This window comes from Ectothiorhodospira sp. PHS-1 (assembly GCF_000225005.1).
In the GTDB taxonomy this organism is placed as follows: domain Bacteria; phylum Pseudomonadota; class Gammaproteobacteria; order Ectothiorhodospirales; family Ectothiorhodospiraceae; genus Ectothiorhodospira.
This window is the reverse complement of record NZ_AGBG01000029.1, coordinates 24,158-36,243: the sequence shown is the minus strand read 5'-3', so window position 1 is coordinate 36,243 and position 12,086 is coordinate 24,158. Positions and strand designations below refer to the sequence as shown.

Here is a 12,086-nt window from a genome sequence, read left to right as displayed (position 1 = left end):
CCGGGTTAATAGTGCTGGATGACGCCGATCGACAAACGGTTAAAACCAGACTGCCACAGGTCGTCCGGAATCATGAAACGCGCAGTGCCGCGCGGCTGCAACGGGTCAACCGAAATCTGGGCGATAGTGATGTCGTTCATGCGTACCAGCAGGAACGAGCGCTCTGCGAGAAGCGCTATCGAATGAACGAAGCGCAACTCGACGCGCGCATCATGCATCGTCACCAGATCGGACACCGGAATGAACAGATCGACCGCCGAGGTGACGTCGGTGAGCCTGACCGGACCTGCTTGCGGGGTGAACGAAGACAGGCGGATCGAATCGCGCTCAAGGCCCTGCGCCTGGACAGGTGCAGTCAGCAAGATAAGTAGTGCCAGGCACCTGATCAGGCAGACAGTGAGCGGAGCAAGTAGCGGTTTCATGGTTGTGTTACCCAAGAGTCGGCAAAATGAGTTCGTCGCACGGTACGCAGGATGTCACGACCGCACCCTGTCGGATACTGAATGCGCCGAGCGTCGCGGCATCATCGCCTGCAAGTGCAGGAAGAAGGGACGCCAAATCAGGGAAAGCGTCATCGCCAGCCCCTGGAAGAAGCTGATCGGGCGCGAGCGGCGCTCCTGGAAATACACCCAGCGTGCGCTGTCGCCGTACGAAAAGGCCACCGCCTCGTCGGCCTGCTGCGGGTTCATGTTTTCGAACTGCACGCCCAGCTCCACGCCATGCTGCTCGGATCGGCTGCAGATACGGATGGGCAGCGTGATCTGTCGGTCGAGTGCATGCGAGTAGGCACTGAGCAAAAGTTCCTCGCCGGGCTCGGGCCCGGTGGTCGCATCGGCTGCAAGCTTGAGTCGCGCGCCGGTGGCGGACAAGTCCTTGATCTCGCAGGGCACAGGCACCGCGCTAGCGCCTTCGATCATTGCTGCTTCGACCACTGGCATGCGTGGTGATGCACGACGCTGGCGACGCTCCAGTAGCGCGCCAATGGCGCCGAGCAGGGTCACGAAGTTGAATGTGTTCCACAACAGTACGACGATGGTCATCTCGCGCGTCAACGGATAAGCCGCAAGGCGGTAGGCGCCAAACGCAAAGCCGACCAAGGTCAGCACGAACAGTACGTAGAACGGCCACGCCAACGGCGAGATCGCTTCTTCGTCCAGGGTTTCACCCTTGGGCGTTACCATGAAAGCCGGTTTGCGCGGGTTGAGCAGCACTTTGAAGATCGCCACCGCGGAGAACAGGCACTGCATGACCTCGTACAACTCCGATATCAGCGGCCAGCGTTTGCGGCCATACAACATGTCGGCGATTATGTAGATGGCGATAACATGCGGCACGGTATAGGCGAGAATCTGCATGATCGACGCATTATAGATATCCATGCCAAGAATCAGGTAGGCAAGTGGCGCAACTAGAAAGATGATGCGCGAAAACGGGAACAGCCAGAACATAATCGAGCTGAGATAGCCCAGACGCTGCGGCAAGGTCAGACCGGGCGACATGAACGGTCGTTTTAGCACCAGGATCTGCACCATGCCCTGCGCCCAACGCATGCGCTGGGTGACGAAAGCGGTAAAGGTTTCCGGCGCCAGACCAGCGACCATCGGGCGGTCGATATAGATCGAACGGTAGCCTCGGCTATGCAGTTCGAACGCGGTTTCGGCATCCTCGGTGACGGTGTCGCCACACAGTCCGCCGACCTCCTCGAGGTGTTTGCGGCGCAGCATCGCGGCTGAGCCGCAAAAGAACGACGCCCCCCAGAAGTCAAGTCCGCGCTGTATATCGCGGTAGAACATGTCGTTCTCGGACGGCATGCGCGAGAAACCCTGCAATATGTTGCGGTCGACAGGGTCCGGATTGACCATAAAGTGGGGCGTCTGCACCAGAAACACGTCATCATGGCGCACGAACCACGGTACCGTTCGGTCGAGAAACTCGACCGTGGGCACGTGGTCGGCATCGAGCACGACAATGAGTTCACCCCGGCTGTGTCCAAGTGCGTGATTAAGGTTGCCCGCCTTGGCCCGCTCGTTGCATGACCGGGTCAAGTAGGTCACACCCAGGCGTGCACACAGGGCCTGGAGATCGGCACGACGCTGCCTGGCCGCACTGGCGATGGCTGGATCACTGTGCGCGATATGCTGATCGGTGCCGCCGTCATCGAGCAGATAGACGGTAAAGCGGTCGGCCGGGTAACGCATCTGACGGGCGGCACGAAGCGTCACCTCGAGCAGTTCGGGATCTTCGTTGTAGGACGGAATCATCACGTCTACAGTCGGCAGCTGGGTTCCGGGCGGCAAATCGTCCACACTCAGCAACGGCCGGCGGATGCGCGACACGTTGATGAACCCACCCAGAAAATGGATGCACGCGGAGTACAACTCGGCACCAAACAACAGGCACACCGCAACCAGGCTGAACAGATCGCTGCCGTACAGGGTGTATCCCGCCCGCCAACTCAGGTAGCGCAGGGTGATGAACCCGCCCACGACCAGCACCACAACGCGGAACACGTCGGCGGCGGCACTCTTTGCATCCGCCTCGACCCGCGCATAGGTGAGCAGCACCAGCAAAGGTATGATGATGGCGAGTTGCGCCGTCGCGTCCATGGGCAGAACCAGCGCCACTGCAAGGATGGCAAGTCCTGCGAACAAGGGCACGAGAAGGGCTTTATCGGTCATATTGGTCAAAACGGGAAGACTCGGCCCGCGGCCTCAAGGGTGTCTGGTTTAAACCAACTTGTCGTTGGCGGCCGGCGGGATCGACTCACGCGCCCACTCAGTGCGCACGAAGGACGTCGACCAGATCGGGCGCGCTGCTCTAACACAGCAACCTGCTCAGATCAAGAGCGGCGGCACACCGCCAAGGTGGTTGGGTGCGGGGTGTTGGTCACCACGCTGCGCCCCTTGACCCGCAGTCCTCGGGCGTAGAGTTTCCGGACGACCGTATGCCGTTCGGCAGCGAGCCGCCTTGTCTGGACAAAACCAACACAACCCATCGCAAATCCACCCAGGCTCAGGACGACAAGCACTGCCGTTATGAGTGGGGGGAGAAACAAGCCGGCGACGAAACAGAACGCAAGGTAAGCAAACACGGTCACCGACACGCCATATCCGAGCACCCGCACGCGACGAGCCCGCAGTTGACGGGTATTGAGCGCCAGCACCTGCCTGAGACTGAGGGCGATCTCCGCATTGTCGGGGACAGCCGGTACCCCCTGTGATTCACCACTGAGCCCGGTGCAAGCATACCTTCGCGTCCGGGCATCGGCCTCGGGGACAGTGGCGGTGGGGGTATCGAACAATACAGGAGAGCGCTTGAACACTGAAATATCGTCTCTCCATGTTGCCGGGGCGCACAACATCTTGAGTCCAAGAACGAAATATAAAGGATAAGGGATGTATGAAGGATAAAGGATAAGGGATAAGAAGGACAGGAAATCCAATGACGCGAGGCAAAGCCTGGAAAGAAACCAAAATCCACGATCGATACCGGCACATGCATTCGGAAAGGTCTGTCCAACAGAAGAGCCAAAGCCATCGCACTGCTTCTGTGCCAGAAAGCCGACCGGCATCGATCACGGCACCTCGGCACAGAACTGGGCAGGTGAGGGACTCGCAGCCATGAACCTTTCCCCGTGGCGGATCAGTCCACGGCAGGGTCGGTACCGACCTGCTGCAACCGGGCCACGCCGGCGGCCAGGTGCTCCAGAAAACGGGCGCCCTCCCCTTCCGTGAGCTTCGCGCGCAACCGGGACATCAGGTGCTCATGACGATCATGGAGATCCCGGGCCAGGCTCATGAGCCCGGCCCTCTCATCCTGGCGGCGTGCGGCTTCCACGTCCGGATGGTCGGGACTCAGCGTGAGTGAAAGGTCAATCAGTCGTCGCAGCCGCTCGGCCCCGGCCTCCTCGGAGGCCTGACCCAGCTCCTGGGAAAAAACCTGAATGTCATGGATCTCCCCCATCAGGTTCTGCATGTCCTTGAGTTCGCGGACCAGCTCCTTGCCTCCTTCCAGTTCCGCCGCCACCGGCTCCAGCAGGTAGCGCAGGCGCTTGCCCGCAATACGGGCCTGATGCACGGCCTCGTCCGCTTCACCGTCATCCCCGACCACACGCTGCAGCTGGTGGCGGAAGTCCTCCGCGGACTCCAGCAGCCGGGCGGCGGTGACGGTACCGAAGGGCGGGCTGTCATCATCCCGAATCAGATCCAGTCGCCCCTGTATGCGCTTGTTCAGGCGCCGGAAGGCATCGGGCAGGGCGTCGTGCAGATCCTGATACTCTTCCCGCAGCCGCAGTTCCAGGCGGGCCATCATCCACTGATAGCCGGGCCGCTGGTGGGATTTCACCTGGCCGTGCTGCTGTTTCATCCAGGCAATCTGTACTTCCGTGTCCCGGGCCAGGCCCGTCCCGGCGGCCAGTTCCTTCACCCGGCGGCGCAGTTTTTTCGGCAGCCAGGTCTTGACGAAGGTCTTGTGGGCGGCCAGCAGGCTGCGCAAGCGCCGCAGGGCGACCCGAAAATCATGTAGGGCTTCCGTATCCTGCGGATCTGACAGCCGATGGGCGGCCTGGGCCGCCTGATCGAGATAGTTTCGGGCCAGATCACGCACCACACGGGCCGCGGGCTGGGTCGCCAGGCTTTCTTTCATGAATCACCGTTCATCTAATGGTCAACAAGCGCCGCCATTAACGCCCATATAGATGACATTTCAATGAACCCGGCGGCAATCCCTCACAAGGCACGGACTGTTCCTGAGACATGGATTGACCTGGAAGGGGCCTGCCCGCGAACGGGCAGGCCTCACTATTGGTTACCGCCGAAACACGCTGTCCACACTGTAACGTCCGGCCCCGGCAAACAGGAATGCCACCACCCGCAGCACCGTCATGCCCGCATCGGCGAGGGCGGAAGCGGGGGTGGTACCGCCGAAAAGCAGGGTCTGGCTGTTGAACTGCATGAATCTGAGTCTCCTTATTGGATCTTGTGAAGGCATTGACCACGAAACGGCGGGCCAGCGGAACCGACGGACGCATATCACCGACGAATGCCGCCCCCACCGGGTCCGAGGGCACTACACTGCAGGACAGGAAAGATCCACTGAACATCAGGATCCGTTCTGAAGGGATTTGGTGTCCTTTTGCACCGATTCGTTCCATGCATCCACACAGTCAAAAAGAGATTTGGGGGAAACACATGCACAACCAAGGAATGTCCCGTCCCATCCTGGCCGGCACCCTGGCCATGGCACTGCTCGCCGCCGGCACGACGGCTGCGGCCGACTCCCGCTTCGGGATGGCGGCCAAGGTGGGGACTACCGGCCTGGGCCTGGAAGGCACGGTCGGGCTGAGCGAGCGGGTGAACCTGCGAGCCGGCCTGTACGGCTTTGACTACAGCAAGGACTTCGAAGAGGAAGGCATCGACTACGACGGTGACCTGAAACTGCGCAGCGCGGCCCTGCTGGCGGACTAGCATCCCTTCGGCGGCAATTTCCGGGTGAGCGCCGGGGCCTATCACAACGGCAACGAACTCAAGGGGAAGGCGGACGGCAGCCTGGACATCGGTGATAACACTTATGACGCCAGCCTCGACGCCACCATCGACTGGCGTTCCTTTGCCCCCTATGTGGGGATCGGCTACGGCAACGCCATCCGCGGCAGCCGCTGGTCCTTCGCCATGGATGCCGGGGTGATGTTCACAGGATCGCCGGATGTACGGTTGAGGGGGCAGGTCAGTGATCCAGCCTTGGAAGACGCCTTCAACGACGACCTCAAGCGTGAAGAAGACAGCCTCAAGGACGAACTCAAGGACGTGAAATACTGGCCCGTCCTGAGCCTGGGCGTGTCCTACCGATTCTGAGCCAACGGTCGCGTGGGATCGCCTCAACCCACGCGACCGTATTCCTCCGCCCCGCTCAGCCAGCGCCGGATCAGCGGCTCCACATGATCCGGATGGTCCCGCATCAGCCGGGTCGCCGCCGCCTTCACCGTATCCAGCAGATCCTGATCCCGCACGATCTCGGCAATGCGAAACTGCATCATCCCCGTCTGCCGGGTGCCCAGCACCTCCCCCGGCCCCCGCAACTCCAGGTCGATGCGGGCAATCTCGAACCCGTCGGTGGTGGCCCTCAGGGCCTCCAGGCGGCGCTGGGCGGTATCGGACAGGGGAGGATGGTAGAGCAGCACGCAGGCACTCTCCGCTGTGCCCCGTCCCACCCGGCCCCGTAACTGATGCAGCTGGGCCAGGCCCAGACGCTCCGCGTTCTCGATGATCATGAGGGACGCATTGGGCACGTCCACCCCCACCTCGATCACCGTGGTGGCCACCAGCAGTTGCAGCTCGCCGGCCTTGAAGGCGGCCATCACCGCCTCCTTCTCCCGGGGCTTCATGCGCCCGTGTACCAGCCCGACCCGGACCCCGGTCAGGGCCTCCTGCAGCTGAGCATAGGTGTCCTCGGCCGCCTGGGCCTGGAGGGCCTCGGATTCCTCGATCAGGGTGCAGACCCAGTAGGCCTGACGCCCCTGGCCGATGGCATGGTGGATGCGTTCCACCACCTCCGCCCGACGGGCATCGCTCACCGCCACGGTCTTCACCGGGGTACGCCCCGGCGGCAACTCATCAATGACCGAATAGTCCAGGTCGGCGTAGGCGGTCATGGCCAGGGTGCGGGGAATCGGGGTGGCGGTCATGATCAGCTGATGGGGCAGACGGCCGTCCCGGGCACCCTTCTCCCGCAGGGCCATGCGCTGATGCACACCGAATCGGTGCTGTTCGTCCACGATCACCAGGGCCAGGTCCTCGAAGCTCACCTCGTCCTGGAACAGGGCGTGGGTGCCCACCGCCACCCGGGCGGTACCCTCGGCCAGCGCCGCCAGGGACTCCCGACGGGCGCGCACCCCCTGTCTGCCGGAAAACCAGGCCACCGGAATGTCCAATGGCCCCAGCAGGGCGCGAAAGTTGTGGTGATGCTGTTCCGCCAGGATCTCCGTGGGCGCCATCACCGCGGCCTGATGACCGGCCTCCACCGCGTGCAGGCAGGCGGCCACCGCCACCAGGGTCTTGCCCGAACCCACGTCCCCCTGGACCAGACGCAGCATGGGACTGGGCCGCGCCATGTCCCGTTCCAGTTCCCGGATCACCCGGTCCTGGGCACCGGTCAGGGCAAACGGCAGGGACCGGCGCAGACGACCGAGCAGATTGCCATCCACCCGTATCACCGGGGCGGGCCGGGCGGTGGTGCGGGTGCGCAGGCGGTACAGGCTCAGGTGATGGGCCACCAGTTCCTCGAAGGCCAGACGTCGCTGGGCGGGGTGACGGCCCGCCAGCAGTGCCGCCACGGAGACGTCCGGCGGCGGCCGATGCACGGTGCGCAGGGCCGATTCCAGATCCGGCAGGCCGGCGGGATCCAGTACCCCCGGCGGCAGCCAGTCCGGCAGGTGTTCCAGGCGGGCCAGGGCCTCGTCGGTGAGACGGCGCAGACTGATCTGATGCAGCCCTTCCGTGGTGGGATAGACGGGAGTGAGACAATCCTCCACCGGGGCGGCGGCGTCCTCGTCCTGCATGACCCGATACTCCGGGTGCACCATCTCCAGTCCCTGCCGGCCGCCGCGCACTTCGCCAAAGCAGCGCAACCGCACCCCGCGCACCAGGTTGTGCTGCTGGGCGGCGGAAAAATGGAAAAACCGCAGATTGAGGGCGCCGGTGCCGTCGGCCAGGCGCAGGATCAGCATGCGCCGACCGCGGGACTGAACCTCGGCGAGGGCGATCTCCCCTTCCACCACCGCCTCGTCTCCGGGGCGCAGACCGGCAACGGGCAGGACCCGGGTACGGTCCTGGTAACGCAGGGGCAGATGGAACAGCAGGTCGGTCAGGGTATGGATGCCCAGCTTTTCCAGCCGGGCCGCCTGTTTCGGGCCGACGCCCTTGAGAGTGGTGACGGGTTCGGTCATGACGCTATCCGCTTGATTCCTTTCCCGATGATGCCATGTCCCTGGCCATGATGGCCCCTCCCCCCCTGGAGGAGGGGCCGCCGGATCCGTCAGGACAGATCCATGATCCCGTCCATCTCCACCTGGGCGTCCTTGGGCAGGCTGGCAACGCCGATGGCGGCACGGGCCGGATAGGGCTCGTGGAAGTATTCGGCCATGACCTGGTTCACGGTGGGGAAATGGGTCAGGTCGGTGAGGAAGACATTGAGCTTGACCACGTCGTCCAGGGTGCCGCCGGCGGCTTCGGCCACGGCCTGCAGATTGTCGAACACCCGGCGGATCTGGGCCTCGATGGGGCCTTCCACCATGTCCATGGTCTCGGGCACCAGGGGGATCTGGCCGGACAGGTAGACGGTGGACCCCACCCTCACGGCCTGAGAGTAGGTGCCGATGGCCTGCGGAGCCTTGTCGGTGGCGATGATTTCACGGGACATGGGAGATTCCTTCTGGTCGTCGATGTGGAGGATCAGCCGGGCAGCAGCGTTTCCCCGGCCAGGAGTTCGTCCAGGGTCTGGCGGCGATGGATCAGCCAGTCCCGGTCCCCGTCCACCATCACCTCCGCGGGCCGGGGACGGGTGTTGTAGTTGGAGCTCATGGTGAAACCGTAGGCCCCGGCGGACCGCACCGCCAGCAGGTCTCCGGCGGCCAGGTCGAGGGTTCGCTCCTTGCCCAGGAAATCCCCGGTTTCGCAGACCGGACCCACCACGTCATAGGGGATGCCCTCGCCGCCCCGGGGACGCACCGGCACGATGTCCATCCACGCGTTGTAGAGGGAGGGCCGGATGAGATCGTTCATGGCCGCGTCCACGATGGCAAAATTCTTATGGCGGGTGGGCTTGAGGTATTCCACCCGGGTGAGCAGCACCCCGGCATTGCCGGCGATGGCCCGTCCGGGTTCCACCAGGATCTCGTAATGGGTCTCCCGCAGCACCTCCAGCATGGCCCGGGCATACGCTTCGGGCAGGGGCGGATGCTCGTCCCGGTAACGGATTCCCAGCCCGCCCCCCAGATCCAGATGATGGAGCCGGATGCCCTCGTCCTCCAGGGTCCGGGCCAGGTGCAGGACCCGGTGCAAGGCGTCCACGAAGGGTTCCAGGCGGGTGAGCTGGGAACCGATGTGGCAGTCGATGCCGATGATATTCAGGTGCGGCAGTGCCGCGGCCCGCCGATAGAGATCCAGGGCATCGGCCACGTCCACGCCGAACTTGTTTTCCTTCAGCCCGGTGGAGATGTAGGGATGGGTCTGGGCATCCACGTCCGGATTGACCCGTAGGGACACCGGCGCCGTCACCCCCAGGGCACCGGCCTCGGCATTGAGGCGCTCCAGTTCCGCCGCCGATTCCACGTTGAAGCAGCGGATGCCCAGTTCCAGGGCACGGCGCATCTCGTCGGTCCGCTTGCCCACGCCGGAGAAGACCACCTTGCCCGGATCACCGCCGGCCCGCACCACCCGCTCCAGTTCGCCGACGGAGACGATGTCGAACCCGGACCCGAGCCGGGCCAGCAGGTTGAGTACCGCCAGACTGGAATTGGCCTTCACCGCATAGCACACCAGATGAGGATGATCCCCCAGGGCGCGATCAAACGCGTGCCAGTGACGCTCCAGGGTGGCCCGGGAATAGACGTAAAGCGGCGTTCCGTGACGCTGCGCCAGCTCTTCCAGGCTCAGGTCCTCGGCATGCAGGACCCCGTCGTGATAGTTGAAATGATCCATGGAGGTGTATGTCCGTCGCGACGCGACATGGAATGGAACAAGGTCGGAAACGCGGTCTCAGTCCGCCGCGCGACGCTCTTCCTGGGGCAGGTAGAGGTCGCCTTTCTGGCCGCAACTGGCCAGCATGCTGGCGGTGCCCAGTACCACGACCACGCCGATCAGCATCAGGTTGGACCAGCAAAAGCGCATGGGGGGTTCCTCAATCTTTGCACAGGCAACCCGCATGATAGCACCGGGCGGGATCACCCGGCTTCATAGCGGATCTTCACGATCTCGTAATACTGCTCTCCCGCCGGGGTCTGCACCTTGACCTCGTCATCCAGGGCCTTGCCGAGCAGGGCGCGGGCCACGGGCGAATCCAGACTGATCCAGCGCCGGTCCGGATCGAACTCGTCGGCACCCACGATACGGTATTCCACCTCCCGGTCCGACTCGTCCAGCAACGTCACCCAGGCACCGAAATAGACCTTGCCCCGGTCGGCTGGCGGCTCCCGCACCACCTTGAGGCCGGGCAGGCGCTTCTGCAGATAACGGATCCGCCGATCAATCTCCCGCAATTCCTTCTTACGGTAGATATATTCCGCGTTTTCCGAGCGGTCGCCTTCCGCGGCGGCGGCGGCCAGATGGCGGGTGACATCGGCCCGGCGAATCCACAGGCCGGACAGCTCCGTATCCAGGGCGGCATAGCCCTGGGGCGTGATATGGGGCGAGGATCGGGGTGCGGGTGGGCGCCAGCGGCTCATGGGTTCGAAGATCCGTCGTAAACAGCCTTACAGCATACAACGCCTTGACGGGTACGGGGATTTGCGTGGCAGTCCACCCTCTGTCTACCATCAGTCGATATCCATCCGGGACAACACCATGCAGACACCCGACTACCAGGGTCATTGCCTGGCCAATCTGATGACCTCCCTGATCGGCGGCCTGGGGGGCACGCCCTCCTGTCACGGTCCCCTGCGTGCCCTGCCCCCCGAGGAAGTGGGCCGCCATCGCCATGTGGTCCTGGTGGTGGTGGATGGACTGGGTGACGGGTTTCTTCGGACCCGCCCCGCCCCGTTCCTCAACGGGCATCGCCGCGCCGGCATCCATGCCGTCTTTCCCACCACCACGGCCACCGGGATCACCACCTTCATCACCGGCGATGCCCCCGCCCAACATGGCCTCACCGGCTGGCATATACACTTTCGCGAACTGGGGGCGGTGCTGGCGGTGCTGCCCGGCAAACCCCGCTACGGCGGTACCGGGTATGACCGGGTGGAAGGCCTGGATGTCCTGCAGTGGCTGGGCCATGACGTCACCTTCAACCGCATCCCGGTCTCCAGCACCATGGTGGCCCCCAACAAGATCGCCAATACCCCCTTCAACAAGGCCCGCAAGGGCCGGGCCCGGCTACTGCCCTTCAGCGGTCTGCAAGACATGGTGAACCGGGTGGAACAAGCGGTGAAGGGCCGGCACGGTAGCCGGTATGTCTACGCCTACTGGTCGGAACTGGACAGCCTGGGCCATTACCACGGCCCCGACTCCCCCCAGACCCGCAAGCACCTGGAAGAGGTCGACCGGGCCCTGGCAAATCTGGCCGCCCGCCTGGCGGGGACCGACACCCTGCTGATCATCACCGCCGACCATGGCATGACGGCGGTGGAACACCGACTGATACTGGCGGACCATCCCGAGATCGCCGACTGCCTGACCCTGCCCCTATGCGGTGAGCCGCGGGTGGCCTGGGCCTATGTGCGGCACGGCCGGCATGAGCGGTTCGAACGCCTGGTCCGGGAACGGCTGGGGCATGCCTGCACCCTGCGCCCCAGCACGGAACTACTGGAAGAAGGCTGGTTCGGCCCGGGCACGCCCCACCCCGAGCTGTCCGCGCGGATCGGGGACTATGCCCTGCTGATGCAACCGGGCTGGATCGTCTCGGACCGGTTGCTGACGGAAAAACCTTTCGACATGAAGGGAGTGCACGGGGGCCTGGCGCCCGAGGAACTGGAAATCCCGCTGGTGGTGACGGTCTGCTGAACCGGGGGTCCGTGCTATCATTGCCGGTCACCCACTGGAACAGGACACCGCCATGTCAGAAGCCCACACCCTGTTCGACAGCGCCGCCAGCCAGACCGTGGAACTGGCCAATCGTCTGAGCGACGCCGATCCCCAGGCCGACCTGTGGGAGATTGCCGACGGCCTGCTGGCGGGCGCGGTCCATTACTGGCTCTATACCCGCCAGCCCTGCGGCGACCCCCGCTGCGAGCAGTGCGCCACCATCAGCACGGCCGAGGAGCGCCTTGCGGTCCTGCTCAAGGACCTGGAAGAGTACGCCCGGGACAGTGATTATTTCCATTCCCCCACGGACGTAAACGTGGGCAGGGCCTGAAGATGCCGCATGCCCCTCTCCCC

General features: G+C 64.0%; 14 protein-coding genes. 4 read left to right on the top strand and 10 right to left on the bottom strand.

All coding sequences use genetic code 11. The features are described from left to right. Positions 1-5: 5 nt before the first annotated feature. From ECTPHS_RS11480 to ECTPHS_RS14825, 5 genes are all read right to left on the bottom strand, one after another. Positions 6-422 (bottom strand): cellulose biosynthesis cyclic di-GMP-binding regulatory protein BcsB, encoded by a 417-nt coding sequence (locus ECTPHS_RS11480; RefSeq protein ID WP_008932921.1) that lies wholly within the window; start codon positions 420-422, stop codon positions 6-8. Between the two features lie 54 nt (positions 423-476). Further along, a complete protein-coding gene (bcsA, locus tag ECTPHS_RS11475; protein ID WP_008932920.1) occupies positions 477-2,678 on the bottom strand; it encodes a UDP-forming cellulose synthase catalytic subunit in 2,202 nt (733 codons plus the stop codon). A gap of 161 nt (positions 2,679-2,839) precedes the next feature. Beyond that, positions 2,840-3,571 (bottom strand): hypothetical protein, encoded by a 732-nt coding sequence (locus ECTPHS_RS14635; protein ID WP_141565348.1) that lies wholly within the window; start codon positions 3,569-3,571, stop codon positions 2,840-2,842. Positions 3,572-3,642: 71 nt separating this feature from the next. Continuing rightward, positions 3,643-4,644, bottom strand: coding sequence for a CHAD domain-containing protein (locus tag ECTPHS_RS11465; protein ID WP_008932918.1), 1,002 nt, complete (start codon positions 4,642-4,644; stop codon positions 3,643-3,645). A 162-nt stretch (positions 4,645-4,806) separates the two neighbouring features. Beyond that, complete coding sequence (locus ECTPHS_RS14825) at positions 4,807-4,953, bottom strand: hypothetical protein (RefSeq protein ID WP_008932917.1); 147 nt, start codon at positions 4,951-4,953, stop codon at positions 4,807-4,809. A gap of 236 nt (positions 4,954-5,189) precedes the next feature. On the opposite strand from ECTPHS_RS14825, the gene ECTPHS_RS15225 reads away from it, so the two are divergent. Next, the gene (locus tag ECTPHS_RS15225) at positions 5,190-5,465 is read left to right on the top strand and encodes a hypothetical protein (protein ID WP_246828362.1); all 276 of its coding nucleotides are present in this window, start codon (positions 5,190-5,192) and stop codon (positions 5,463-5,465) included. A gap of 24 nt (positions 5,466-5,489) precedes the next feature. Continuing rightward, the gene (locus ECTPHS_RS15220) at positions 5,490-5,852 is read left to right on the top strand and encodes a hypothetical protein (protein WP_008932915.1); all 363 of its coding nucleotides are present in this window, start codon (positions 5,490-5,492) and stop codon (positions 5,850-5,852) included. A 23-nt stretch (positions 5,853-5,875) separates the two neighbouring features. On the opposite strand, the gene recG is transcribed toward ECTPHS_RS15220, so the two are convergent. Genes recG through greB form a run of 5 tightly spaced genes read right to left on the bottom strand, consistent with a single transcriptional unit; the run spans position 5,876 to position 10,438 of the window. Continuing rightward, positions 5,876-8,035 (bottom strand): ATP-dependent DNA helicase RecG, encoded by a 2,160-nt coding sequence (recG, locus tag ECTPHS_RS11455; protein ID WP_256364688.1) that lies wholly within the window; start codon positions 8,033-8,035, stop codon positions 5,876-5,878. Beyond that, a complete protein-coding gene (locus ECTPHS_RS11450) occupies positions 8,032-8,415 on the bottom strand; it encodes a RidA family protein (RefSeq protein WP_008932913.1) in 384 nt (127 codons plus the stop codon). The genes recG and ECTPHS_RS11450 overlap by 4 nt, the downstream gene beginning before the upstream one ends. A gap of 32 nt (positions 8,416-8,447) precedes the next feature. Further along, positions 8,448-9,695, bottom strand: coding sequence for a diaminopimelate decarboxylase (lysA, locus tag ECTPHS_RS11445; protein ID WP_008932912.1), 1,248 nt, complete (start codon positions 9,693-9,695; stop codon positions 8,448-8,450). A 57-nt stretch (positions 9,696-9,752) separates the two neighbouring features. Beyond that, positions 9,753-9,884, bottom strand: coding sequence for a lipoprotein (locus ECTPHS_RS14285; RefSeq protein WP_008932911.1), 132 nt, complete (start codon positions 9,882-9,884; stop codon positions 9,753-9,755). A 53-nt stretch (positions 9,885-9,937) separates the two neighbouring features. Beyond that, positions 9,938-10,438 (bottom strand): transcription elongation factor GreB, encoded by a 501-nt coding sequence (gene greB, locus ECTPHS_RS11440; RefSeq protein WP_008932910.1) that lies wholly within the window; start codon positions 10,436-10,438, stop codon positions 9,938-9,940. 118 nt (positions 10,439-10,556) lie between these two features. Between greB and ECTPHS_RS11435 the strand changes: the two genes are divergently transcribed. Beyond that, complete coding sequence (locus tag ECTPHS_RS11435) at positions 10,557-11,711, top strand: alkaline phosphatase family protein (RefSeq protein WP_008932909.1); 1,155 nt, start codon at positions 10,557-10,559, stop codon at positions 11,709-11,711. A 52-nt stretch (positions 11,712-11,763) separates the two neighbouring features. Next, a complete protein-coding gene (locus tag ECTPHS_RS11430; RefSeq protein ID WP_008932908.1) occupies positions 11,764-12,063 on the top strand; it encodes a hypothetical protein in 300 nt (99 codons plus the stop codon). Positions 12,064-12,086: the final 23 nt, after the last annotated feature.

Coding starts and splice junctions, on each gene's coding strand:
- ECTPHS_RS11480 (WP_008932921.1), bottom strand. CDS start 422: ATGAAACCGCTACTTGCTCCGCTCACTGTCTGCCTGATCAGGTGCCTG.
- bcsA (WP_008932920.1), bottom strand. CDS start 2,678: ATGACCGATAAAGCCCTTCTCGTGCCCTTGTTCGCAGGACTTGCCATC.
- ECTPHS_RS14635 (WP_141565348.1), bottom strand. CDS start 3,571: ATGCCGGTCGGCTTTCTGGCACAGAAGCAGTGCGATGGCTTTGGCTCT.
- ECTPHS_RS11465 (WP_008932918.1), bottom strand. CDS start 4,644: ATGAAAGAAAGCCTGGCGACCCAGCCCGCGGCCCGTGTGGTGCGTGAT.
- ECTPHS_RS14825 (WP_008932917.1), bottom strand. CDS start 4,953: ATGCAGTTCAACAGCCAGACCCTGCTTTTCGGCGGTACCACCCCCGCT.
- ECTPHS_RS15225 (WP_246828362.1), top strand. CDS start 5,190: ATGCACAACCAAGGAATGTCCCGTCCCATCCTGGCCGGCACCCTGGCC.
- ECTPHS_RS11450 (WP_008932913.1), bottom strand. CDS start 8,415: ATGTCCCGTGAAATCATCGCCACCGACAAGGCTCCGCAGGCCATCGGC.
- lysA (WP_008932912.1), bottom strand. CDS start 9,695: ATGGATCATTTCAACTATCACGACGGGGTCCTGCATGCCGAGGACCTG.
- ECTPHS_RS14285 (WP_008932911.1), bottom strand. CDS start 9,884: ATGCGCTTTTGCTGGTCCAACCTGATGCTGATCGGCGTGGTCGTGGTA.
- greB (WP_008932910.1), bottom strand. CDS start 10,438: ATGAGCCGCTGGCGCCCACCCGCACCCCGATCCTCGCCCCATATCACG.
- ECTPHS_RS11435 (WP_008932909.1), top strand. CDS start 10,557: ATGCAGACACCCGACTACCAGGGTCATTGCCTGGCCAATCTGATGACC.
- ECTPHS_RS11430 (WP_008932908.1), top strand. CDS start 11,764: ATGTCAGAAGCCCACACCCTGTTCGACAGCGCCGCCAGCCAGACCGTG.